This window comes from Anaeromonas gelatinilytica (genome assembly GCF_016820635.1).
Classification (GTDB): Bacteria; Bacillota; Clostridia; order Tissierellales; family SIT17; genus Anaeromonas; species Anaeromonas gelatinilytica.
On record NZ_WSFU01000088.1, the window covers coordinates 84,290 to 107,877 of the forward strand.

Sequence of the window (23,588 nt, forward strand, 5' to 3'; positions counted from 1 at the left end):
ATTTCCTCCTAACTCTAAAATAAAAAGCTGCCCATGGCAGCTCATCTAACATATTTAAAGTATTTTGAAAGTATAAATATTATTACAGTTTCTATCGGTATTGTTACTAAAGCTGTTAATACTCTAATAGGAAATATAGCTATAAACCCTAATTTATACATAATAATTAACCATAAAGTAGTTAACATCAAAGACGTAATAATTGTTGTTATTGATACTACAAATATTAATTTATCAAATCTATATCCAACATTTTCATTTTTATATTTTTTATTCATAATTAATGGTATAATTATAAATCCTAAAATACCTATTACATATATAATAAGAAACTCCATAGGAATTTCATTTCCTGATTTCTTATATGTCATATAAGAAATCCCAAAAAGTAAAATAACAATAAGTCCATTAATAATACTAAAATTTAATTTTGAATTCTCTCTATATATGTAATGATAAAATATACCTGGAATAAATCCACTTAATCCTGCAGTTAACGTAAAACCAGGGAAATAAGGTCCCATAGGATTAATCATAACACCAACTAAATCTGCAGTTATTCCTGTTAAAGCTCCTACAATAGGTCCAAATAATATTCCAGAAATAGCAATAGGTATTCCACCAAATGTAATTCTTAAAGCTTGAGCTCCTGCTATAGGTACCATTATTGAAAATGCTCTAGTAAGTATTATACTGATAGCAGTGAGTAAACTTGCTGAAACTAAAACTTTAGTATTAACTCTTTTGTTCATATTCAAAAATCCCCCCTTTTCTTTATATATGCTATTAGAGCTCCGTCACACTAAAGAAAAGAGACCTTTAATGTACAGCGGACGCAGCAAGATATCGCGGTTTAATCCTTCGTTTAAAGGCAACTTCCCATCCTTTAACACTTAACGCATCTTACCTACTCTGACATTATATATCTATTCTAATACACAATTTATTCTTTGTAAATAAAATCATAAGAACAATTTTTTTCTTCTTCTTTTTTATACTCATTAATTGAAACAATAATTTTTTTTAATAAAGAAACTAAACCTAATGAAAATAATATTATAGAAACTATTAAATAATAAGTATAAAAATTAGTAAATTTCCCAAATATCCAAAGCATGAATCCACTTAATAAATATTTTTTCCATTTATTAGGTGATATTATGTTATGACTATATTGATTAATATTTTTTCTCTCTGACCTCATCTTATTTAATATATAACCTTCAATATCTTTTTCTTTAGGAAACATTGAAGTTTCATTTAATATTTCAACTACATCTTTCATATTTAATAAATATATCTTCATGTGCTTTTGAATTTTTTTAATCAAATTATTTGCTTCTTCAGTATAATCTGTAGTAGTTATAATAATTCCTTCATCAAAATCATTTCTTCTAAGTTCCATAAAAAAATCTCTAATTATTCCTTCATTTACATCATATCCCTTAGTATATTGTAGTAACTTTACACCTATTTTAACATTATTTCTCTCTAGACTTATATTTAAATCTTTTGAATCTATCTTTAATATATCTATATAATCTAATTCCTTAAATAAATCAATAAAATAATCTACAAACTCCTCAGGAGACCTATTCAATAACTCATTATAAATATTATTTTCCACTACATTATTTTTAGTCATGCCTTTAGATTTTTCAATTGTCCTAAAATCTTTAAATATAATTCCTAAGAATAATAAAATAGCAATAAATGAACTTATAATTAAAGATAAATAAATATTTTGAACTTTAATAAAGAGAAATATAAATAAACCAATAAAGACCATTAATGATATAAATAACCTATCTAATAATCTAGCAATCAAAGTTTTTCCTTTAAAAATTTCTCTTGCATAAAAAGATTTTATTCTATATTTATTTACTTTCTTCGTAATATATTTGATTGTTTTATTCCATAATAATTTGATGTCCATAAAATCCTCCTTTTTTAAGTATTGTAGACATCAAATTATTATTTTATTCTATTTTATATTTTTTTCTCAAAATAATTCCTAAAAATAATATTATAATCAACTGCAATATTAAATATATTAATGTTTTTATCGCTATACTATTAAAAAAATCTAATGGTAACATTTGAATCAAAATATCTGTATCAGGATTTAATAACCATAAATCATTTGTAAACAATATCTCATGAAAAATATCAAAATATTTATTAAAATTAATACTCAATAGAATTCCAAATATAAATAAAATTAATGTTGGTACTATAGAAGCTATAATTAAAATTTTATACAAATCTTTAATGTAAAACCTTACTATTAAAAATAATGTTACTATTACTAAAATCAATGATATATTCCTTATCATAAATCCTTTTTTAAATAAATTTCTAACATCAACCATATGTAATATTTCTCTTTCACCAAATACCAATTCTTGTCTTCCATCTATCTTCGCTTCAATAATTAGATCCTTCCTATCTCCTTTTAAATACTTAAGCATCTCATCAGTTACTTCCATTAACGTATTTTCTTCCATCTTAGTAACTTCAGATATATTATATTCTTCAAATTTATCTTGAAAAAACTTTCTATCAAATGTTGAAATTTGAACATTTGTTAATAATAAAGTTACAATTAAAGAAATTATAAATATTATACCAATAATTATTTTTTTCATATTATATTCCTCCGCTAATTAAAAATTTTCTTTTTTATTTGTATAATAATAAAATAAATAATTATTATAGGTATAATCAACATTAAAATTTGTCTATTATATATCTTTATCTTTCTAAAAATATATGTCCAATTTTCACCTAATACTTTTCCTAAAATAATTAAACCTAAATTATGAATACTTGTAATTATAAATATAGCAGTATATGCAATATTTTTTCTCACTCTAAAAATTCCAGCTGATAAAATAGTTATTGAGTATAATCCAGGAATAAACTTACTTACTATTATAACTATACCTCCAAATTTCTTAAATAACCTGTTTAACTTTAACACTTTATCTGTTTCAAATAATTTTTTAATTATTTTAAAATCTATAATTTTATGTCCTTTTTTATATCCTAATGTATATAAAATAATTGATGAAAGAAAAGTAGCAATAATTGCATTAAATATTACCAAAATAACATTAATTCTTGCTACTTCAGATAAATACCCTTCTATTATTAAAACCATATCTCCAGGATATGGAGGAAATAACACTTGTAATGTTTGAGAAATAAAAAAGAAAACATATGAAAGTATTATATTCTGAGAAACAATACTTTCAGAAAATTTTATTATAAACTCTTCCATCTTTCCACCTCTAATTTAAATAAACTCAATAAACATTTCCAATTATATTTTCTTTATAATAATATCATATTATTATATTTTTCAAAACAAAAAGTAGCGAATTACTTTTCGCTACTAAACAATATAATTCAAATTATCTATAATTTTTATCATTAAGCCATAGCTTTTTCTAATTTACTTAAATGTTGAATAGGAAACATACTTAATAATTCTTTAAATTGATCTACAGTTAATCCACTTGTAGTAGTATAGATTTCTATTTTCTTATCTAAATTTGCATTTTGAAAATCTTTTTTTATTTCTTCAAAACTTTTTTTCAATTTTCTTCTCCCTTCTTATAGTTAGTAATTATTCTAAGTAGTTATTAGTTTAAGTAATAAAAGAAAATTTATACTTTTTTATTTTATATTATATAAAATATTTTTCGAAATTTTACACATCCTAAGACTATATAATATTTAAGGAGGTCAATTATGCAAAATGGAGTTCATGTATATAATGAAATTGGTCAATTAAAGACAGTTTTAATTCATAGACCTTGTCATGAAATAGAAAATCTTGTTCCAGAATATCTTGAAAGATTACTTTTTGATGATATAGCATATATTAAACAAGCAAATATAGAACATGATAGATTTGCTGAACTTTTAAGAAATAATGGAACCGAAGTATTATATCTAACTGATTTAATATCAGAAGTTCTAGAAAACAAAGAAATTAAAGATAAGTTTTTAAATGAGTTCATTAATGAAGGAAATGTATCTTCTAAACAATTAAAAAAGACTTTAATGGAGTATTTAAAAGACTTTGATACAAAAGATATGATAGAAAAAATTATATCTGGAATAAGAACTAAAGAAATACCTGAAATTAAAAATAAATCTCTTGTAGATATGGTTAACGAAAGAGAAGATTATCCATTTTATTTAGACCCTTTACCTAATCTATATTTTCAAAGAGATCCCTTTGCAACTATAGGTAATGGAATTACATTAAATAGAATGTCAACTATAACTAGAAACAGAGAAACAATTTTTGCAAAATACATCTTTGATTATCATCCAAGATTTAAATGTGTGCATAAATGGTATGATAGGGATGCTAAATATCCTTTGGAAGGAGGAGATGAATTAGTATTATCCAATAAAGTATTAGCCATAGGAATAAGCCAAAGAACAAGTGCTAAGGCTATTCAAACTATAGCTGAAGGAATTTTAGGTGAAGAATCATTTGAAACAATCCTAGCATTCAATATTCCTAAAGCTAGAGCTTATATGCATTTAGATACAGTTTTTACAATGGTAGATCACGACAGTTTTACCATACACCCTGGAATAGAAGGTCCATTAGAATTATATAGTATTAAAATGAGCCCAAATAATTCTCTATCTATAAAATTCGAAAAGGAAGAACTCTCTACAATCCTAAGTAAATATCTTAACCTTTCTTCTGTTAACTTAATTAGATGTGGCGGTGGAGATTTTATAGATGCAGGAAGAGAACAATGGAGTGATGGTTCTAATACTTTAGCAATATCACCAGGTAAAGTATTATGTTATGACAGAAATTATGTTACAAATGAATTTCTAAGAAAAAATGGAATAGAAGTCTTAGAAATGCCATCTTATGAATTATCTCGAGGTAGAGGTGGTCCTAGATGTATGAGTATGCCATTAATAAGAGAAGATATACATTAAATTAAAAATAAGATAGAGTAATATTACTCTATCTTATTTTTAAAAATTATAATATTCTTATTAAGAAAATTTATTTTAAAATTAATAAATATTACCTTCTACTTGATTAAAACAGCACCTATCCAAGTAATTTCATTAGTACCAAATACAATTTCTATTCCTTTAGTCTTAACTGTTTTAACAACATTTACTCCTACAGCTTCTAAAGAAGTTCTAGCCTTATCAGGATATATACATTCGTCATAACCTTTTTCTCTTTTACAAGGCTTACAAATTTTACATTCTCCCGCAATAAAACCTAATGGTTCAATATAACCTTCTTTTATTAATTCATTCTCAATTTCTAGCACTATTTCATGTAATCTTTTCTGAGAATTATAATATTTATACGTATTTGAATCTTCAATAATATCTTTAAATAATATTAAATATCCATCATTATATGATTTAATTGTTTTTTTATACTTTTCTACTGATCCGATTATAGGCGGACACATAAAATTATTATTATATCTTCCACACTTGTTTTCTATACAATAACCTCTAATAGAATCATCAAAAATTATTTCTTTTGGATTAATTTTATATATTTTTACTTTTTCATCTATATATTTATTAAAACTCATCATTTAATCACCTTATTTAAGTATAATCTCATCTATTATTTCATCATAACTTATTGGAATTTCAATTTCATATTTACCATATTCTATTTTTTGAGTTGCTTTTCTTTCTTTTAATCTATCTAGAAAACTTTCTTTATTATCAATAATATGTAATTCATATAATTTATCTATAATATCATTTATTGATTCACCTTTATCAATAACTAATTTCTTTATTTTCTTCTCTTCTTTTTGTTCTTTATTATGTTTGCTATCTTCTTTTTGATTATTATCTAATGAATTACTATGTTCTCTATCATCTTTCAATTTAATTTCAGTATACTTAGAAACTATTTCTTCATCAGTATATTCCTTATATTCTATCTTAGGATTAAAATAAAATACTATGGCAGTAAATATAATCCCAATTCCCATACCTAAAAACAAAATAGCTACATCTGTTATTTTAATTTTTTGCATATTTAACCCTCCTATAATTTCTTATTTAATTATACTATAAAATCTTAATAAAGTTAAAAAATTTGACTATATTTTCTTCTTATTATAAGGTATATATTAATATGGAGGTAATACAATGGAAAATGAAAATAGAATGGGAACACAACCAATTGTCCCATTATTGTTTAAACTATCAATACCATCTATTATATCCATGGCTATTCAAGCTCTATATAATGTTGTTGATAGCATTTACATAGGTAATTACGATTCTCTTGCCTTAACAGGATTGTCTATTGCCTTTCCTATTCAAATGATTCTTATAGCAATTGGAACAGGAACAGGTGTAGGTACTAGTGCTATGATATCTCAACAATTAGGCAAAGGAAATAAAGATAATGCCTCTAGTGCTACTGAACACGTACTTATATTATCTTTCGTCTATGGAATAGTTATGGCCATTATTGGGATTTTATTTTCTAATAATCTTATTTCTCTTTTTACTAATAATTCTGAAATAATAAGTTATGGTACCCTATATATAAGAATAATACTTATTGGATCAACTGCCATGTTTATTCCAATGATATCTAATAATATTCTTCGTGGAGAAGGAAATACTTTTATACCTATGATATCGATGCTAATAGGATCCATTATTAATATAATACTAGACCCATTATTAATATTTGGTATAGGGTTTTTTCCAGAATTAGGTGTAGAAGGAGCAGCAATCGCTACAGTATTAGCCCGACTATTGAGTGGTATATTTATAGTTTTAATGATTTTCAAAGGAAATAATGAAATAAAAGTAAATTTTAAAGATTTCTCTTTTAATTTTGATATTATAAAAGACATATATAAAGTTGGTTTTCCAGCAATGATAATGCAAATGTTAGCATCTTTTATGACCAGTGGATTAAATCTTATAGTTGGAGCCTTTAGTGAAACTGCAATAGCAGCCACAGGCATATATTTTAAATTACAATCTTTTGTATTTATGCCTGTATTCGGACTTAATCAAGGATATATGCCCATAATCGGGTATAATTATGGGCATAATAACCCTAAAAGAATGAAAAAAACAATTAAATATGGTTTCATTATCTCGTTTATTTTTACCACACTAGGGTTTCTATTGTTTCAATTAATACCAACTCAATTAATTAACTTATTTATTTCAAGTTCAGAAGAAAATCAAGAACTATTAGAAATAGGAACTATAGCATTAAAAACTATAAGCATTGCTTTTCCAATTATTGGCCCTGCTATTATTGGTTCCACTACGTTTCAAGGAATTGGAAAAGGATTCCATAGTTTAACTTTATCATTTTTACGCCAAATAGTTATTCTATTACCCTTTGCATATTTATTAGGTCAATATGGTGGATTAAACTTTATATGGTTCTCTTTTCCATTATCTGAATTAATTGCATTCATATTTATGATCTTATGGCTGCGTAAATCCTTAAACAATATATTTTCAACTATGGAAACTAATCAAAAAAACTAGACATCAAATGTCTAGCCACTATATATTTATCAATATAAATATATAGTGGGCAGCAACTCCTGCACACACTCATCCAACTAAATAACTTGCTATAGTCCTAGATGTCAATTTTCTATGTCCTAAAGAATCTAACATAACAACATAAGTACTTAAAAAACCACTCATACCATATATCTTTGCCCTTTCCATCATGTTCAAAGCTACCTTCTGACTAAGCAGCAGAAGTTGCACTCCCGAAATAAAACTTATCAGTAAATTTTAACATTTGAATCATCCTTTTCTGTTTTTTATAATTAAAATTACACCGACAGCTATTATTATTAAACCCATTATTAAATTTGTATTCTGATTGGAGAACATAGGACTAGTTGCAATCAGAAGCAATCCTATAGAAACTATGAAAAGATACCATTTATTCATCTTATCTCCCTTCCTGAAATCGTATATATATATCTATAAACTCTTCAGCTAATATTTTAAAAGCTTCCGCACTCATCATTTGATCTTCTGCATGTACTAATATAAGGCTAAATTCAAGCTTTTCATCACTAGCTTCTTTTTGTATCAATTTGGAATGTGATCTATGACCTTGTAGAAAGAGTTCATTCCCTTCTTTTATTTTTTCTTCTGCTCCTTTAAAATCTCCACTCTTTGCTTTCCCTATAGCGTCAATAAATAATGATCTTGCTGTTCCTACTGCAGAAATTATTTCAAAATAAATCATTTCTAACTGTTCCATCTTTATCTCCCTTTCTAAATAAAGTAAGACTCAGATCAGGTAGCATTTAGCTACCTAAATTCAGAGTCTTTTTTATAATATTTTATGCTATTTGTTTATCTTCCTTATCAACTTTATTTACTCTATTTGCCAAAATAACAAATGGTGACCATATTACAAATGAAATAAATAAATTAAATATTGAAGCCAGACCGGCTAACCAGCTACCTCCTGTTGCAAGATACGCAAGTACACCTACTGGCATTACCCATGGAACTGCTACAAATGTAGGAGGAATAATTCCTGCTGCTGTAAGTAAATAAGCAATAGTTGCAGTAATTGGTGGAATTATTAACCATGGTATTATATAAAATGGATTTAACACTATAGGCATACCGAATACTATTGGCTCATTTATGTTAAATAATCCCATTGGTGCTCCTAATTTTGCAATTGTTTTTGAATCTTTTCTCTTTGAGAAAATGAATATCGCGATAATTAAAGCAAGGGTTATACCGGAACCACCCATTTGTGAATATGCATCAAATGATACTCTAGTCCATATGTAAGGTAGATCTGCTGCGGATTGAGCTGCCTCATATGCTTCTGTATTTGTAACAAGAGCTGGTAAATAAACTCCATCCATAATTGGAGCAAGTACATTGGGCCCATGTAGACCAAAAAACCAAAATACTTGAATAAGAAATGTCGTAAGTATAACACTAAACAAACCTTGTGACAAGCCGAGTAATGGCTTTTGTATATATTCTAATATTAAATCATTTATTGAGAAACCTAAATAAGTAACTGATAAATAACCAAGTGTTGCTGCAACATATACAGCAATTATACCTGGTATTATAGCTGCAAACGCTTTATTAACTGCTGATGGTACAGAATCTGGTAATTTTATAGTAATTCCTTTTAACATAAGTTTTACGTAAATCATTGATGATATGAATCCTATTATAAGTGCTGTAAATAATCCTGATGCTCCAGCATAAGAAAGACCAATATATCCCCAACCTGACACATCAATGTTAAGGTTTTCTCCTACTATTTGAGCTTGAACCCCTAACTCTGTAAGTGCATCTAAATTATCAATGCTTACTCCTGGAAGTGCATATAAGAAATTTGCAGTTTGTGGTAAAGTTACTATAAATGAAGAAAATGCTATTATACCACCTGCAAGTGGGTTTACATCATAACTTTTGGCAATATTATAACCTAAAGAAAATACAAATACCAAAGCTATAATAGCAATCGAACCAAACCATACATTACCATTTATACCGATGATAGGCGCCATTGTTTCAACAAAAGACGTAGCACCCCATTCAGTAGGTAAATCTCTAAAAAATACATTTAATAAAACTGCTACAGAACCAACCATAGTAATTGGCATAATACCTATAAAGGCATCACGTATTGCAACTAAATGTCTTTGAGAACCTATCTTTGCTGCAACAGGTAAAAAATGTTGTTCCATCCATTGAGTAAATTTATTCATTATTATCCCCCCTATTCGTTAAAATTCTTATAAACTTCTAAGGCATTATCTAAAGCTTTTTCACCATTCATAGTGCCATATACTAGCATATCAATGATAGCAACTGGCTTCTTGTTATCTACTCTTTGTTTCATTTTAGATTCAAGATAACGAACTTGAGGTCCTAATAATATTATATCCGCCTTTTTTGATTCTTCTTGAGATTCAGCATCCCCTATTGCCCAAATATTTACTTCAATATCTCTTTTATCTGCTGATTCTTGCATCTTTTTTACTAATGCACTTGTTGACATACCTCCTGAACAAATCAATAAAATATTTGTCATTTAACTCCCCCTTCTAATCCTCTTTGTGGTATATACCATTATACATATAATATACCACATTGTTTCAAAAATGTAAACATTCTTTATTAAATATTATTTTATTAGATAGTTATCTCTATTATTTTTTCTTTAGGATTATTATAAGATTTATAATAAATATATGGAGTACCACTTTTTTTACGCACAACTCCTTCAACCATAATAATCGGTGTATTTATATCTAAATTAAGAGTAGAAGCATATTGGGTAGGTACAGTAATAGGAATAAATTTCTGAGTCATAGTACTGTCCTTCAAATAACCATTTAGATCTAATAATTTATTAAATCTATTTATATTTTTTTCATCAATAAAACTTCTTATGATGTAAAATTCTTCCACGTTTTGAGGCTTTCTATCTTTAATTACTACTCTTATAGCTCTGATTATGGAAAATGAATCGTTGTCAGTTAAACCTAAAAGTTCTAATACATCATCTTTTATGCTATATTTTACATCAAAATTTATAAGTCTATATTCCAATTTTTCATCTTCTGAATTTATAACAGAAGTATTCTTTTTCCATAATGATTTATCTGATACAAATGTACCTTTATTCTTTTCCCTATATAGATAACCTTCTTCTACAAGTTCATCTATTGCTTTTCTAACAGTCATTCTGCTAGCATTTAATCGTTTTGATAAGTCTCTTTCAGATTCAATTGCATCATTAGAGTTTTTATACTGAATTTCCTTTTGTATTTTTTCTTTTATTTGTATATATATTGGTGTTTTCAAAATTTAATATATCTCCTTTAAATTTAGTCTATTATTACAAATTTATCCCATGAATTTAAATAATACAATAAAAATAATTCATCTTCAAATATACTTCCTATCACATTTTTATTGCCATCATTTGGTATATCTTTCAATACTATATGAAGCTCTCCTTTATAGCGAGTATAATTATCGTTTAAAATAACTACATCTCCTCTTCTCAAATCACGAGTATTTTGTGGTTTTATTTCGCTATCTCTATATTTAACTCTAGTCATAGTACTTCTTCTCATATAATCACTTATATCTCCCCGTACAAAATGTTCATCATCATAGAGTATTTTTTCTTCTACTTCAGATAATTTATATTCTTTATTTACTTTAAAGTTTACTTGATTTTCCTTTATCTTAAATAAAGACTCAAATTCATCTTCGGTAGCATAACAATTAGCAATAATAACATTATCAATTAAACCTGTAGCTATAAAATGTCTAGCCTGCAAATCAATAGGTAGACTTCTATGGATTTCAAGAGTACATAAACCCTCATTTATATTCCAAGGTCCAAAGGCATCTTCAGTATTGCTTGATATAAATGATGATAATTCAATATCTTTTTCCTTGATTCTTTTACTATTTTCTATAAAATAGTCTAATCCTAGCCCAGTATATTTTTGAGGATAAAAATTATGTGAAGATATTACTTTTTCTTTTTTGGGTTTAAAGCTCAAGATATTTTCAAGTTGATTTATGCTACCACTTGCATTAAATTCAATTTTTAATCCATATTGGTTATATGACATAATAGCTTCTTTACTCCCATCAAAACTTTCATCCATTCTTATACCATCAGCACCTATCTCATGAAAGAAAGATAAATCATCATACGAAATTCCCAGTTCATTAAATATATAAGGAGCTACATCTACAATTACTTCCATATCATATTTATGTGCATGTTTTATTCTAATACTAAACTCATTTTTTATTTCATCTTTTGATTTATTACCTAAACCAAGTAAATTAGTAAATATTCTTTTAACCTTGTATTTTGCAGCTAAATCTATATAGTTTAAGTCATCTCCAATATTAGATTTATCTGGATAAATTGAAATACCTAAATTTATCATATCTACATATCTCCTTTTTTGTTTTTAATATATCTTTCTATGTTCTTTAAAATAGACTCTGCACGAGAAATACTTTTTTTCTTATAAAATAAATTCATCAACTTAAAATTCCAATCTTTTAGTTTATCACTAGCAATATAGCTTTCAGAATATGTTACATTTATTTTTTCATCATTTAAATTCTTTATATTATAAGAAATTCTATTCGTCCCTTGATTACTTTTAAACTCGGCTATATATTCTTTACATGGCTCAAATTCTAATATATTAACCTCTACATCTCCAGCTCTGCCTAACTTATTTTTAAGTTCTTTTTCATATGTATAACCCTTTTTAATATCTTCTTTACTAACTTCTCTATTTGTACTAGTTTTTATATCTTGCAATAAAGAATCGTTGATAAATTCAAAAAATTCTTCTTTCGTTACATCTAAATCCAGGCTAACTTGCATATAATCACTCCTATACACTTGGTATATACCATAACTTTATAATATCATATATTCTAAATATTACAAGTATTTTATATTTTAAAACCAACACTATTTTTTATAAAAAGTTAATGCTATATAAATATCAAAACCCACAGATTTTATCTGTGGGTTTATCATTAATCTGAAATCTCCAATTTGGAGATCTTTTTTATTTTCTTGAATAAAATTCAATTATTGAATGTTCGTCTACTTCCACAGGAATCTCTTCCCTTTCAGGTAGCCTATTTAAAGTAGCAGACATATTATTTTCATCTCTATCAATATAATCTAATTGAAAAGATGGATTCTCAAAGTTTTCTTTAAACATTTCAACATTTTTTGATTTATCTTTTAATGTAATTTCATCCCCTGGATCTATCTCATATGATGGTCTATCAATTTTTTTGTCATTTACTAATATATGTCCATGATTAACCATTTGTCTAGCCTGTCTAATAGAATTTCCAAATCCTATCCTATAAACCATATTATCTAATCTTCTTTCTAATAATTCTATTAATACTTCCCCAGGAATTGAATCTGATTTCATTGCCCTATCTACATATTTTTTTCTAAATTGTTTTTCCATAACCCCATAGTATGCTCTTAATTTTTGTTTTTCTAATAATTGCATACCATAATTTGAAAGTTTCCTATCTGCTCTACCTGTACCTCTTTCTGCACGTTTCATAGCTTTTGGATGTCCAACTACATTCACACCTAATCTTCTACTTAATTTAAAACGTGGTCCCATCATTTTTGCCATTTTATAAATACCTCCGTATCTAGAATATATTTGCCGCGGTATATATTCTGTAACGAATTGCCAATAAATATTATAACATAGACATATTTCTTTGTAAATGATAATTTTTATCATTTACAAAGAAATTATAAAATATTTTATAATTTATACTCTCCTAAAACACTATAATTAACATCAGCATCAGTTTGTGTATTACCTTCTATAAAGTCCCAAGTATTATTTAATCCCATGTTTTTTGCCATTTGTTCAAAATAATACATTATAATCCCTATATCCGTTAAATTCTCTTTATTTTTAGGATCTAATACTACTAGTTCAACCCTATCATCTTTCAATATAAATCTCCAAGGTTGCTTATTTTTATTAGAAGGTGCATATCTCACATAATAAAATAATTGTTCTAAACCTCTTTCTTCTAATTTATTTACATCTATATTTTCCCCAAAATTCTCATCATATACTATTTCTTTAACGGATAATCTGCTACTTGTAGATTCTTCTACATAATATTTTTTCTCTTTAAATGATCTAATTGTATTTAAATAACCTATATCTTCACCTTTCAATCCATCACTATCTGTAATCTTTGAAATTTTACTTTCTCTTTTTGGATAACCAATAGCTACTATGTAATCAATATTGTTACCTTTTTCATTAAATAATAATTCTTTTATTTCATTAGAAACATTCATAATATTTATCCAACAACTACCTAATTTTAATTTATAAATCTCAGTAAGTAAATTTTCCATAGCATATGCTGATTTAATGATTGATTTTTTATCTCTATTTTTAGTTTGAAGTCCGATATAGTGAGGGCTTTTTATCATTACACCAGAATATCCACCTATACCTTTCAATTTATCATATATCTTTTCACCATTTTTATAAAATATAAATTCTATATTATTATTATATTTAGCTTTAATATCTTTACTAAAGTCTATTAGACTTTCTAATTTATCATCTTCCACCTTTCTGTCTTGATATTCTCTTATCGAATGTCTACTTTTTAAAAAATTACTAAATAACATACTAACCATCCCTTTCAATGTATAATATATATACATTTTACCCAAATAAAAATAAAATAATCTACACTTTATTTTATCTCTTCCATTCCTTTATTAGCTAATTGATCAGCTTTTTCATTTAATTCAATTCCTGAATGTCCTTTTACTTTTATAAATTTTATTTCTTGAAACCTATCAATTAGACTTAATAATTCTTGCCATAAATCCTTATTCTCTACTACTTTTTTCTTAGAATTTATCCAGCCATTTTTTCTCCATTTTACATACCATTTCTGATTGATACAATTACATAAATAAGCTGAATCAGTATAAATCTCAATAGGTATATTATATTTTTTTACTATTTTTAAAGCTTCTATAGGAGCTTTTAATTCCATTCTATTATTGGTAGTATTCTTTTCTCCACCATATATTTCTTTTTTATTCTTCTTATATATTAATACTGCACCATATCCTCCAATATTATTAATATTTTGATTTCCAGAACATGCTCCATCTGTATAAATAATGATTTTATCCATTTAATATCACTCCAATTAATATAAAATTCTTCTTAAAATATCTATTCTATATTTTATAATATAAAAATATATTAGTAAAACAGTAATTTTACTAATAAAATGAGTCCCTAGGGACTCATTTTATTGATGTGCTTTAACTTCTGTCCATAACCTATCATACACTTTTAAAAATTCCCCTGGGTCTAAAAACACTTCACTATTAATTACTTCTTCCTCTGAAGGATATGCTACAGAATTATTTCTTAATTCTTCATCTAATTCTTCCATAGCCTTTTTATTTGGTGTAGAATAACCTATATATTCAGTGTTCTTTAAAGCTATATCAGGTCTAGTCATAAAATCAATAAATTTCTCAGCTAATTCTTTATTTTCAGAAGTTTTTGGTATAACCATATTATCATACCAAAGATTAGATCCTTTTTTAGGTATAACATAATTTAAATTTTCATTTTCTTCCATAAGATATGTAGCATCACCCGACCAGGCAACAGATAGTGCTGCTTCTTCCCTAACCATCATATCTTTACCTTCATCTCCTACATAAGCTAATACTAGATCCTTTTGTTTAATTAACTCATCCTTAGCTTCTTCTAATTCCTCTTCATTATTAGTATTTATTGAATATCCAAGTTTCTTTAGAGCTATTGCAAATGAATCTCTTTGACTATCCAACATTAATATTTCATCATCATACTCTTCATCCCAAAGTATATTCCAACTATTTACTTCTTCATCTACCATTTTTTCATTATATAATATTCCTACTGTGCCCCACATATATGGTACTGAATATTCATTATCAGGATCAAAATCTAAATTCTTAAATCTATCTGCTACATTATCATAATTTTCTATATTATTCATATCTATTTTATGCAATAAATCTTCTTTTATCATTTTTTCAATCATATAATCTGAAGGTATAGCTACATCATATTTAGTACCTCCTTGGTTAATCTTCACATACATTTCTTCATTAGTAGGATAAGTTTCATAAACAACTTCAACATTATATTCTTCTTCAAATTCATCTAATACATCTTCATCTATATAATCTCCCCAATTATATACATACAATTGAGCCTTTTCCTCACCACAACCTGTCATAATAGTTATCAAAAATAATATAAATATTAATACTATAAAACTTTTTTTCAATAATTATACACCCTCTCTTTTTAATTTATTTGAACTTCTTTTATTTATTATAATCATTAATATTAAAACACTCACAAACATGAGAGTAGATAAAGCATTAATTTTAGGATCGATTCCTCTTCTTGCCATTGAATAAATAGTTATAGATAAATTACTTACTCCAGAACCAGTGGTAAAGAAACTAATTACAAAATCATCAATAGATAATGTAAATGCTATAAGTGCACCAGTAACAATTCCTGAAGATATTTCTGGTAAAATCACCTTTCGAAATGCATAAAAAGGAGTTGCTCCTAAATCCATAGCTGCTTCTGGCATATCCTTTGGCATTTGTTTTAATTTAGGTAATACTGCTAAAATTACATAAGGAATGTTAAAAGTTATATGAGATAACAACATTGTTGTATAGCCTAATCTTATTTTTAAAAATATAAATAATGTCATTAACGAAATACCTGTTACTATATCTGGATTAAGTACAGGAAGATAGTTTATGTTTAAAATTATTTTCTTTCTAAAAGACTTCATATTATAAATACCTATTGCTGATAATGTCCCAATTATTGTAACTATAATTGAAGACAAAGTTGCTATACTCAACGTATAATATAAAGATTTCATTATTTCCCTACTTTTAAAAAGCTCTCTATACCAATTTAAAGTAAAACCTTCCCAAGATCCTTGTAATCTTGAATTGTTAAAAGAAAATATGATTAATACTAATATAGGTGCATATAAAAATAAAAAAACAAGAAATATATAGAACTTTTTAATACTCTTTTCTACCATAATCCCACACCTCTATCTTCTTTATCTTCATATTTATTCATTATTGCCATAGCAAATAATATAACTATCATCAAGATTAATGCTATTGCAGAACCAAAATGCCAATCATTTATTCTTAAAAATTGTTCTTCAACTAAATTACCTATTAACCAGTATTGTCCTCCTCCTAATAATTTCGAAATTACAAAAGTACTAACAGCAGGCATAAAAACCATAGTTATTCCAGATATAACTCCTGGTAAACTTAATGGAAATACAATTTTTGAAAAGATTACAAATCGATTAGCTCCCAAATCTTCGGCTACCTCCAATATATTTCTATTCATTTTAGTAAGAACTGTATATATGGGTAATATCATAAATGGCAAAAAATTATAAACCATTCCCAATATTACTGCTCCATCATTATACAATAAATCTAATGCTGGCAAACCAATAATTCGTAAAAAATTATTTATAATTCCATTTTTGCCAAGTATAGTCATCCAAGAATAAGTTCTTAATAAAAAATTCATCCACATAGGTATTACTATTAAAAGAACAAACTTATTTCTTCTCTTCAATGAAGACTTTGCTAATATCATAGAAAAAGGATATCCTATTATTAAACAAATTAATGTAGACAATATTGCTAGCCATACAGACTTCCACAATACTCTTAAATAAATCGGCTCACAAAACCTTTGGAAATTTTCTATTGATAACTTAAATCCAAAGAATGAAGTTTTAGAAGGTATAGTGATACCATATAATAATACAAGTAATAAAGGAAAGATTATAAAAATAACACTCCAAATTATATAAGGATATGAAGTAAATTTTTTCATTTAATTTCTCTCCTTTTTCATAACATGTATATCTTCAGGATAAATTATAATTCCCACTTTAGATCCTATTTCTTTTTTTAATGTATTATGAACTAACCATTCTCTATTTTCTTCCTTTATTATCATTTCGTAATGAACACCTTTAAAAATAACAGAATCAACATTTCCTACTAACATACCCTCTTCCTCAGATACTAACTTTATATCTTCTGGCCTTATAACAATATCAACATCTTCATTATTTTTAAATCCTTTATCCACACTCTTAAATTTTTTACCAGCAAATTCCACTACATAATCCTCTATCATTATTCCATCAATAATATTACTTTCTCCTATAAACTTAGCTACAAATCTGTTACTTGGTTCATTATATATGTCTACAGGACTTCCTTTTTGTTGTATTTCTCCATTATCCATAACTATAATTGTATCAGACATAGTTAAAGCCTCTTCTTGATCATGAGTCACATAAACAAAAGTTATTCCCACTTCCCTTTGTATATTCTTAAGCTCTAACTGCATTTCTTTCCTAAGTTTTAAATCTAAAGCTCCCAACGGTTCATCTAATAACAATACTTTAGGTTTATTTACCAATGCTCTGGCAATTGCAATTCTCTGTTGCTGTCCACCACTTAAAGAATCAACTTTCCTATTTTCATATCCTTCTAATCCAACTAAATCAAGTATTTCACTTACTTTTTTCTTTATATCTTTATTTGGTAATTTTTTTATTTTTAATCCAAAAGCTATATTTTCAAATACATTCATATGAGGAAATAAAGCATATTTCTGAAATACAGTATTTATTTGTCTTTTATATGGAGGTAAATCATTAATTTTTTTTCCATTAAAATATATATTACCTATTGTAGCTTTTTCAAATCCTCCAATTATTCTTAAAGTAGTAGTTTTTCCACAACCACTTGGACCTAATAAAGTAAGAAATTCATTTTTTCTAATATTTAAATTAATATTTTTTAATACTTGAACATCTCCATATATCTTTTGTAAATTTTCTAACCTTATTATATTGTTATTCATGTCTAAACCTCCTTAAAAATTTGGTGGAGTAGAAACCCACAAAATTTTAGCTTTACTCTTATTAGGATTAGTTATATAATGACTAACATTTGCCTTATAATAAAAACTATCTCCTTTTTTTGCTTTATATCTCTTATTTCCTAAACAAATACATATACTTCCTGATAATATATATCCAAACTCCTCACCTTCATGAGGATTATCTTCTTTAGACATTCCCCCAGACTCCAAAGTTACTAATATAGGTTCCATTTGATTCTTTTGAGCATTTGGTATTAACCACTTTAATTCATATTTATATTCATTGTCTTCACTAATAAACATATCATTCTTCGTAAACACTATTTTTTCTTCTTCAACTTCATTAAAAAAATCTTTTAAATTTGTACCCAAACTTTCTAACATATCAATAAAAGTAGCTATAGATGGCGAAGTTAAATCCCTTTCAACCTGAGATATAAAACCTTTAGAAAGTTCACATCTATTTGCTAATTCTTCTTGTGTTAAAGAATTTTTAATTCTTAATTCTTTAATTTTTTTCCCTATTTCCATTTTTACTCACCTCTAAATATATTAAGTACACTAAACTTATAGTTTATAATTACTAAACAATAGTCGTAATTATTATACTTTTTTATAATATCTAAGTCAATCATAATCTTTTAAAAACTAATAAAATAATATTAATTATCTTAAACATAATATCAAATATCTAAATGTTTAATATTATATAAATATAAAATTTCATAATTACTTCTCGTATAATAATTAGAATATTTTGATATTTGATAAGCTATTTACATATTTCATTTTTAGTGTAAAATAGGTATTGTATTAATTTAAGGAGGGATAAAATGACTGACAGAAAAAAAGGCATAATTTTAATTCTCTTGTCTGCTTTATTTTTTGCTTTAATGTCAGCTACTGTCAAGTCTTTACACAGATTTCCTGTAACGGAAAAGATATTCTTTAGAAATTTATTAGGACTAATAGTAGCGACTTATATATTAATTAGAAATAAAAAACCAATCTTTGGGAACAATAAAAAATTTTTAATCCTAAGAAGTATTTTCGGTCTACTAGGAGTTGCTGCAAACTTTTTTGCCTTATCTCGTCTACCTTTAGCTGATTCAGTAATGCTTAATAAAATGTCACCATTTTTTGTATTGATTCTTTCAGCACTTTTTTTAAATGAAAAAGTTAAAGGAGCTCAAATAATTGCCTTAATATTTGCTATATTAGGTGCAAGTTTTGTCATAAAACCAGAGTTTAATATATCTTTAATTCCATATATTGTAGCTCTACTATCAGCTTTTTTCGCAGGAACTGCATATACAATTATAAGACATTTAAGACATACTGATTCATCAGAAACAATTGTATTTTATTTCACTTTTATTTCAACAATCTCAATGATTCCTTTTATGCTCTCTGGACAATTTATAATTCCTACTGGAACAGAAATACTCGGTCTATTGGCCCTTGGAATATTTGCTACAATTGCTCAATTTTTAATGACAAATGCTTATAGATATGCACCAGCAGGTGAATTATCTATATATACTTACACTAATATAATTTTTTCTACAATTATAGGATTAATTATATGGTCAGAAATTCCTGGTATCTTAAGTATTATAGGTGGAGGATTAATTATACTTGCCGGTTATACAAATTATCATTCTAATAGAAAAAAGGCTTAGTTTTTGGGGTCACCTCAGAACCTCCGGGTCCGGGCATCTTTTTTAATTTTTTAATATTTCTTGCCTACAATAATTTTACTCTAAGATAACCTATCCAAATCATTGTCAATCATGTAATCATCCGTTACAGATAGTTGATTCATATCCTGTTCTGATAAGTCGGAAAACGATACTTCTATCTGTCGTTGACGTTGTAGTTGCCTTTGAATATTGATGACTTCATTCTTCAATGCTTTTCCCAAGAACTGTCAAATATATGTCTTTTGTGTTCTTCATGGGAAGTTGCCTTCATTTTTTTCATCTCCTTTCGTTCTTCTAAAGAAATAGACAACCCATGATTCCTTCCCTTTCGCTATTACTACAAATAGAAAGGGTGGTTTTGCCAAAAATGAAGAAAAAAATTTGATAGATAAAAAAATAAGTCCGATAAACCCAAAGGTTATCGAACTTATTCAATCTATAATATTTAGAAACTGTGCAAAAATATTGTAAGCGACAAAGATTTGACGTATGGAACTCAGATGATGTTATTAATATAATAAATCCAGTAGAAATTAGCATTATGCAAGTTCTACTGGATGTTTTGTTTTTATTTGATTTTTACGGACATTTAATATTGCAATTTATAGTATTATGATTTTAAATCTTTAAAATTAGCTATTTTTCAATATATAGAGAGTTCATGTATCTATTAATTATTTAACTACACAGGAAGTTGAAAATCAATGTAGAAAAATCTCATAAGTTTGTTCGAAAATATGTGTCTACATTATTGACATAGATCCATTAGGTACGATTTGTATGCTATATACAAATAATTGTCCTGGCGTGGTTTTTGTAGAAAATGTTGGCGATCCCTCATTTAGTCCAACTCAAAACAAAAATCATAAAAAGTCTTATATTAGGTCTCCCAGTAAAACAATATAATTCCTGATTTTATTTTACCATAAGCTGAGTGTTATTAGAAACACTTCAATTAACAGCAAAGATATATAGGATCGTTGGAACCGTAACCTGGACGTATAACCAATGATACAGTATATCAACCACATCCTTAAAACATTAATCGCTATAACTCCATCCTTTATATTTAACAAAAGTGCAAAGCTGATGCAAATACTTCCCAATAATATTCCAAATTTAAGTATATCACCAATGCGAAATAATATATCTTTGAATTTTGTGCGGCTAGAAAAATACATTTTACCATCTATAGATATTCCCTTACCTGCAATAATATCGTGTAGATCACCTATAAAATAAAAAAGGAAATTAATAATTAAAGCCAAGTAAAGTCCTAAACTTAAAAAATTAAAATGTAAATTTCCGTCTTCTATCAATAATATTCTCAGAACCAAACTGATTACAGAAATCACAAATAACATAGAAACGAAAGCTATAGATTTTTTTATCGGAACACCAAGTAAAATATTTTGCTTTTTTTCCATCATTTCTGATTTCTTTTCACCAACTTCTCTAGAAGCATTTTCGAATACGATATACAGATTATTCTGGCATATAATTTTACCATTGCCAGTTTTCATATTTTCAATCTTTTCATCTATCTCTTTGTCTAAATGCTTGCGAAAAATAGCATATGACTTTGGTACTTCAGTTTTTGCATAACAAAATTTTAGTATATTTAAAAATTTTCCCATTGCACCACAAAGACTATAGCCTTCTATCGTTTGCTTCTCCATAAATCCAGTCAATGCAGCATTCTCATAAAACTGATAATTATTATAAACTATTTTATTTTTATGGTTTTTTTTCTTGATCATAATTTTCATCCAACCTTTCTCCTATTCTTCCAATAAAAAAACGATATTGTCAAGTAATATGCGCGAAAACTGTGAAAACCCCAATAGGTCTATCTGCTTGAAGTCATTCCTCAGATAGGCTTATGCTACTTTAAATCGCCCCTTATAGTTAAACTGATATTCTTTGAGTCTATATAGCCTCTTCCTGCCTACCCGTCTTCGCTGTACTCGATCAAATATGAAGTTGCTAATCGCACATATGAATCAAAAATTGATAAGATTCTCACAGATTAAGTTCTTCTGCGAATCTATTGATTGAAGCGTTCAATCATGTTTGTTCTTTAATAACGTTCATTCGTGCAGCTTCTGACCGCTTATTTTCAAAAGATTAGGTAGAATTCAAGTAGGCCATCGGTTTATCTACTCCTTTATGGTTTTCTCGACAATTACCTTATTTGGAGTCACCGATGGCTTTACCTTTTTATTATATACTTTGGTTCACTTTATTTTACTCTATCTAAATTAATCTATCAAAAAATCTTGCATCTTCATTAATACTATGGACACTTTTAATAAATTATAAAGTGTTCATAGCTGATTGCTCGACGATACGTTCCTGTACATTCTCTGTTCGCATAAAATTTATTAATATATTTATAATCACTGGCTCCAGCTGTGTAAGTTGTATATGTACAACCCAAATACTGGGTTCTAGGATTTACTGCAACAAGAACATTATAAACTCCCTGAGCTACGCCTGACAAAGTTACTGCTATTCCTAAATAAGGGTGAAATAAGCCGATAATGGCAGCTAAGGCAGTAATTGTAAGAGAGTTTAAAGCCTGTCCTAGATACCTATTCTGTTTTCCTGAAGTCAAATATTTGTTATAATCAGAAGGCGTTAAACTACCATATGGGGAAAGAGACTTCACGCTTTTGTAAACTGTTCCGGTTGGCATAACAGCTGTATTCGTATCCATCTGGTATTCTTGGGATGTTTGAATTTTATGACCATCAAGTATAATACTACCGTCCTTCGTAAAAGAAATCACATTACTTTTTTTTCCATCACTAGCAATAACGGTTAAACTTTCATCATCACTGCTTTCTATAATTACTTTTTCATCAACATTCTTATAGTTTAGGATATACTCGTTACCCCTTGCCGTCATATTAACTCTTTTAATGATTGATGTATCTATATGATAATTATTTAATGTAGCAATTTCTGACTCAATTTGAGAAGTCTCTTCTCGTGTGAGTGTCTTATTTGCCAAAATAGAAGGTTTCATTGCATTAGATCCCCGTGAGTTATAAGTAGTAGATGCAAAAGCCCCAGTTGTCGAGAGCGTGAGAATGGTCAAGACCAATAAAATGCTAACAAATTTTTTCATAATCTAACCTCCATTTTTTATATTATATTGCAAAAGAAATTTTTGTTACTTTTTACATACCTCCTAGTACAATATATTTGTAACATAAAAGTTACATAGTATTACTTTCTATAAGTTAAT

The 23,588-nt window shown here is 26.9% G+C and carries 28 protein-coding genes and 1 riboswitch; of the genes, 3 read left to right on the forward strand and 25 right to left on the reverse strand.

Annotation, left to right across the window (positions count from 1 at the left end; all coding sequences use genetic code 11):
• Positions 1 to 41: 41 nt before the first annotated feature.
• The 5 genes from GOQ29_RS07385 to GOQ29_RS07405 form a co-directional block, all read right to left on the reverse strand.
• Complete coding sequence (locus GOQ29_RS07385) at positions 42 to 752, reverse strand: folate family ECF transporter S component (protein ID WP_203372007.1); 711 nt, start codon at positions 750 to 752, stop codon at positions 42 to 44.
• A 73-nt stretch (positions 753 to 825) separates the two neighbouring features.
• A riboswitch (THF riboswitch) is annotated at positions 826 to 917 on the reverse strand.
• A gap of 26 nt (positions 918 to 943) precedes the next feature.
• Entirely contained in the window at positions 944 to 1,936 is a 993-nt protein-coding gene (locus GOQ29_RS07390; RefSeq protein WP_203372008.1) for a restriction endonuclease, read from the reverse strand.
• A 43-nt stretch (positions 1,937 to 1,979) separates the two neighbouring features.
• Positions 1,980 to 2,648 carry a TIGR01906 family membrane protein gene (locus GOQ29_RS07395; RefSeq protein ID WP_203372009.1) on the reverse strand — a complete coding sequence of 223 codons (669 nt, stop codon included), beginning with the start codon at positions 2,646 to 2,648 and terminating at the stop codon, positions 1,980 to 1,982.
• A 14-nt stretch (positions 2,649 to 2,662) separates the two neighbouring features.
• Positions 2,663 to 3,283, reverse strand: coding sequence for a DedA family protein (locus GOQ29_RS07400; RefSeq protein ID WP_203372010.1), 621 nt, complete (start codon positions 3,281 to 3,283; stop codon positions 2,663 to 2,665).
• A gap of 152 nt (positions 3,284 to 3,435) precedes the next feature.
• Positions 3,436 to 3,603 carry a hypothetical protein gene (locus tag GOQ29_RS07405; protein ID WP_203372011.1) on the reverse strand — a complete coding sequence of 56 codons (168 nt, stop codon included), beginning with the start codon at positions 3,601 to 3,603 and terminating at the stop codon, positions 3,436 to 3,438.
• A gap of 153 nt (positions 3,604 to 3,756) precedes the next feature.
• Here GOQ29_RS07405 and arcA point away from each other — a divergent pair, with 153 nt between their 5' ends.
• Positions 3,757 to 4,980, forward strand: a complete 1,224-nt coding sequence (arcA, locus tag GOQ29_RS07410; RefSeq protein WP_203372012.1) for an arginine deiminase — start codon at positions 3,757 to 3,759, stop codon at positions 4,978 to 4,980.
• 98 nt (positions 4,981 to 5,078) lie between these two features.
• On the opposite strand, the gene GOQ29_RS07415 is transcribed toward arcA, so the two are convergent.
• A complete protein-coding gene (locus GOQ29_RS07415; RefSeq protein WP_203372013.1) occupies positions 5,079 to 5,606 on the reverse strand; it encodes a DUF2284 domain-containing protein in 528 nt (175 codons plus the stop codon).
• Positions 5,607 to 5,618: 12 nt separating this feature from the next.
• On the reverse strand, positions 5,619 to 6,065 hold the full coding sequence (locus GOQ29_RS07420) for a hypothetical protein (RefSeq protein ID WP_203372014.1): 447 nt from the start codon (positions 6,063 to 6,065) through the stop codon (positions 5,619 to 5,621).
• Between the two features lie 115 nt (positions 6,066 to 6,180).
• On the opposite strand from GOQ29_RS07420, the gene GOQ29_RS07425 reads away from it, so the two are divergent.
• A complete protein-coding gene (locus GOQ29_RS07425; RefSeq protein ID WP_203372015.1) occupies positions 6,181 to 7,557 on the forward strand; it encodes an MATE family efflux transporter in 1,377 nt (458 codons plus the stop codon).
• A gap of 69 nt (positions 7,558 to 7,626) precedes the next feature.
• Here the strand turns inward: GOQ29_RS07425 and GOQ29_RS14830 are convergent, their stop codons facing one another.
• From GOQ29_RS14830 to GOQ29_RS07500, 16 genes are all read right to left on the reverse strand, one after another.
• On the reverse strand, positions 7,627 to 7,755 hold the full coding sequence (locus tag GOQ29_RS14830; RefSeq protein WP_286672870.1) for a hypothetical protein: 129 nt from the start codon (positions 7,753 to 7,755) through the stop codon (positions 7,627 to 7,629).
• A gap of 72 nt (positions 7,756 to 7,827) precedes the next feature.
• Positions 7,828 to 7,977 (reverse strand): DUF6131 family protein, encoded by a 150-nt coding sequence (locus tag GOQ29_RS07430; protein WP_203372016.1) that lies wholly within the window; start codon positions 7,975 to 7,977, stop codon positions 7,828 to 7,830.
• Between the two features lies 1 nt (position 7,978).
• Positions 7,979 to 8,296 carry a PTS sugar transporter subunit IIA gene (locus GOQ29_RS07435; protein ID WP_203372017.1) on the reverse strand — a complete coding sequence of 106 codons (318 nt, stop codon included), beginning with the start codon at positions 8,294 to 8,296 and terminating at the stop codon, positions 7,979 to 7,981.
• A gap of 82 nt (positions 8,297 to 8,378) precedes the next feature.
• On the reverse strand, positions 8,379 to 9,785 hold the full coding sequence (locus tag GOQ29_RS07440; protein ID WP_203372018.1) for a PTS sugar transporter subunit IIC: 1,407 nt from the start codon (positions 9,783 to 9,785) through the stop codon (positions 8,379 to 8,381).
• Positions 9,786 to 9,796: 11 nt separating this feature from the next.
• A complete protein-coding gene (locus GOQ29_RS07445) occupies positions 9,797 to 10,111 on the reverse strand; it encodes a PTS sugar transporter subunit IIB (protein ID WP_203372019.1) in 315 nt (104 codons plus the stop codon).
• Between the two features lie 101 nt (positions 10,112 to 10,212).
• Complete coding sequence (locus GOQ29_RS07450) at positions 10,213 to 10,887, reverse strand: GntR family transcriptional regulator (protein ID WP_203372020.1); 675 nt, start codon at positions 10,885 to 10,887, stop codon at positions 10,213 to 10,215.
• 23 nt (positions 10,888 to 10,910) lie between these two features.
• Positions 10,911 to 11,999 carry a DUF871 domain-containing protein gene (locus GOQ29_RS07455; protein WP_203372021.1) on the reverse strand — a complete coding sequence of 363 codons (1,089 nt, stop codon included), beginning with the start codon at positions 11,997 to 11,999 and terminating at the stop codon, positions 10,911 to 10,913.
• Positions 12,000 to 12,001: 2 nt separating this feature from the next.
• A complete protein-coding gene (locus tag GOQ29_RS07460; protein ID WP_203372022.1) occupies positions 12,002 to 12,451 on the reverse strand; it encodes a DUF3284 domain-containing protein in 450 nt (149 codons plus the stop codon).
• Between the two features lie 190 nt (positions 12,452 to 12,641).
• Entirely contained in the window at positions 12,642 to 13,238 is a 597-nt protein-coding gene (rpsD, locus tag GOQ29_RS07465) for a 30S ribosomal protein S4 (RefSeq protein ID WP_203372023.1), read from the reverse strand.
• Positions 13,239 to 13,375: 137 nt separating this feature from the next.
• Positions 13,376 to 14,272: a nitroreductase family protein gene (locus GOQ29_RS07470; RefSeq protein WP_203372024.1), complete on the reverse strand. Its 897-nt coding sequence runs from the start codon at positions 14,270 to 14,272 to the stop codon at positions 13,376 to 13,378.
• A 68-nt stretch (positions 14,273 to 14,340) separates the two neighbouring features.
• Complete coding sequence (gene rnhA, locus GOQ29_RS07475; protein ID WP_203372025.1) at positions 14,341 to 14,793, reverse strand: ribonuclease HI; 453 nt, start codon at positions 14,791 to 14,793, stop codon at positions 14,341 to 14,343.
• 120 nt (positions 14,794 to 14,913) lie between these two features.
• Positions 14,914 to 15,951 (reverse strand): ABC transporter substrate-binding protein, encoded by a 1,038-nt coding sequence (locus GOQ29_RS07480; protein ID WP_484477068.1) that lies wholly within the window; start codon positions 15,949 to 15,951, stop codon positions 14,914 to 14,916.
• Positions 15,952 to 15,954: 3 nt separating this feature from the next.
• Positions 15,955 to 16,740, reverse strand: a complete 786-nt coding sequence (locus GOQ29_RS07485) for an ABC transporter permease (RefSeq protein ID WP_203372026.1) — start codon at positions 16,738 to 16,740, stop codon at positions 15,955 to 15,957.
• Positions 16,734 to 17,567 (reverse strand): ABC transporter permease, encoded by an 834-nt coding sequence (locus GOQ29_RS07490; protein WP_203372027.1) that lies wholly within the window; start codon positions 17,565 to 17,567, stop codon positions 16,734 to 16,736. Before GOQ29_RS07490 ends, GOQ29_RS07485 begins: the two co-directional genes overlap by 7 nt.
• Complete coding sequence (gene potA / locus GOQ29_RS07495) at positions 17,568 to 18,611, reverse strand: spermidine/putrescine ABC transporter ATP-binding protein (RefSeq protein ID WP_203372028.1); 1,044 nt, start codon at positions 18,609 to 18,611, stop codon at positions 17,568 to 17,570.
• Positions 18,612 to 18,623: 12 nt separating this feature from the next.
• Positions 18,624 to 19,163: a helix-turn-helix domain-containing protein gene (locus GOQ29_RS07500; protein WP_203372029.1), complete on the reverse strand. Its 540-nt coding sequence runs from the start codon at positions 19,161 to 19,163 to the stop codon at positions 18,624 to 18,626.
• A 302-nt stretch (positions 19,164 to 19,465) separates the two neighbouring features.
• Here GOQ29_RS07500 and GOQ29_RS07505 point away from each other — a divergent pair, with 302 nt between their 5' ends.
• A complete protein-coding gene (locus tag GOQ29_RS07505; RefSeq protein ID WP_203372030.1) occupies positions 19,466 to 20,314 on the forward strand; it encodes a DMT family transporter in 849 nt (282 codons plus the stop codon).
• A gap of 941 nt (positions 20,315 to 21,255) precedes the next feature.
• Here GOQ29_RS07505 and GOQ29_RS07510 read toward each other — a convergent pair.
• Both GOQ29_RS07510 and GOQ29_RS07515 read right to left on the reverse strand, forming a co-directional pair.
• Positions 21,256 to 22,095, reverse strand: a complete 840-nt coding sequence (locus tag GOQ29_RS07510; RefSeq protein WP_252187553.1) for a hypothetical protein — start codon at positions 22,093 to 22,095, stop codon at positions 21,256 to 21,258.
• Positions 22,096 to 22,643: 548 nt separating this feature from the next.
• Positions 22,644 to 23,468, reverse strand: coding sequence for a hypothetical protein (locus tag GOQ29_RS07515; RefSeq protein ID WP_203372031.1), 825 nt, complete (start codon positions 23,466 to 23,468; stop codon positions 22,644 to 22,646).
• Positions 23,469 to 23,588 lie beyond the last annotated feature (120 nt).

Bases quoted from the DNA above. Each gene is read 5' to 3' on its own strand.
- GOQ29_RS07385 (WP_203372007.1), bottom strand. From the start codon at position 752: ATGAACAAAAGAGTTAATACTAAAGTTTTAGTTTCAGCAAGTTTACTC.
- GOQ29_RS07390 (WP_203372008.1), bottom strand. From the start codon at position 1,936: ATGGACATCAAATTATTATGGAATAAAACAATCAAATATATTACGAAG.
- GOQ29_RS07395 (WP_203372009.1), bottom strand. From the start codon at position 2,648: ATGAAAAAAATAATTATTGGTATAATATTTATAATTTCTTTAATTGTA.
- GOQ29_RS07400 (WP_203372010.1), bottom strand. From the start codon at position 3,283: ATGGAAGAGTTTATAATAAAATTTTCTGAAAGTATTGTTTCTCAGAAT.
- arcA (WP_203372012.1), top strand. From the start codon at position 3,757: ATGCAAAATGGAGTTCATGTATATAATGAAATTGGTCAATTAAAGACA.
- GOQ29_RS07415 (WP_203372013.1), bottom strand. From the start codon at position 5,606: ATGAGTTTTAATAAATATATAGATGAAAAAGTAAAAATATATAAAATT.
- GOQ29_RS07420 (WP_203372014.1), bottom strand. From the start codon at position 6,065: ATGCAAAAAATTAAAATAACAGATGTAGCTATTTTGTTTTTAGGTATG.
- GOQ29_RS07425 (WP_203372015.1), top strand. From the start codon at position 6,181: ATGGAAAATGAAAATAGAATGGGAACACAACCAATTGTCCCATTATTG.
- GOQ29_RS07430 (WP_203372016.1), bottom strand. From the start codon at position 7,977: ATGAATAAATGGTATCTTTTCATAGTTTCTATAGGATTGCTTCTGATT.
- GOQ29_RS07435 (WP_203372017.1), bottom strand. From the start codon at position 8,296: ATGGAACAGTTAGAAATGATTTATTTTGAAATAATTTCTGCAGTAGGA.
- GOQ29_RS07440 (WP_203372018.1), bottom strand. From the start codon at position 9,785: ATGAATAAATTTACTCAATGGATGGAACAACATTTTTTACCTGTTGCA.
- GOQ29_RS07445 (WP_203372019.1), bottom strand. From the start codon at position 10,111: ATGACAAATATTTTATTGATTTGTTCAGGAGGTATGTCAACAAGTGCA.
- GOQ29_RS07455 (WP_203372021.1), bottom strand. From the start codon at position 11,999: ATGATAAATTTAGGTATTTCAATTTATCCAGATAAATCTAATATTGGA.
- GOQ29_RS07460 (WP_203372022.1), bottom strand. From the start codon at position 12,451: ATGCAAGTTAGCCTGGATTTAGATGTAACGAAAGAAGAATTTTTTGAA.
- rpsD (WP_203372023.1), bottom strand. From the start codon at position 13,238: ATGGCAAAAATGATGGGACCACGTTTTAAATTAAGTAGAAGATTAGGT.
- GOQ29_RS07470 (WP_203372024.1), bottom strand. From the start codon at position 14,272: ATGTTATTTAGTAATTTTTTAAAAAGTAGACATTCGATAAGAGAATAT.
- rnhA (WP_203372025.1), bottom strand. From the start codon at position 14,793: ATGGATAAAATCATTATTTATACAGATGGAGCATGTTCTGGAAATCAA.
- GOQ29_RS07485 (WP_203372026.1), bottom strand. From the start codon at position 16,740: ATGGTAGAAAAGAGTATTAAAAAGTTCTATATATTTCTTGTTTTTTTA.
- GOQ29_RS07490 (WP_203372027.1), bottom strand. From the start codon at position 17,567: ATGAAAAAATTTACTTCATATCCTTATATAATTTGGAGTGTTATTTTT.
- potA (WP_203372028.1), bottom strand. From the start codon at position 18,611: ATGAATAACAATATAATAAGGTTAGAAAATTTACAAAAGATATATGGA.
- GOQ29_RS07500 (WP_203372029.1), bottom strand. From the start codon at position 19,163: ATGGAAATAGGGAAAAAAATTAAAGAATTAAGAATTAAAAATTCTTTA.
- GOQ29_RS07505 (WP_203372030.1), top strand. From the start codon at position 19,466: ATGACTGACAGAAAAAAAGGCATAATTTTAATTCTCTTGTCTGCTTTA.
- GOQ29_RS07510 (WP_252187553.1), bottom strand. From the start codon at position 22,095: ATGATCAAGAAAAAAAACCATAAAAATAAAATAGTTTATAATAATTAT.
- GOQ29_RS07515 (WP_203372031.1), bottom strand. From the start codon at position 23,468: ATGAAAAAATTTGTTAGCATTTTATTGGTCTTGACCATTCTCACGCTC.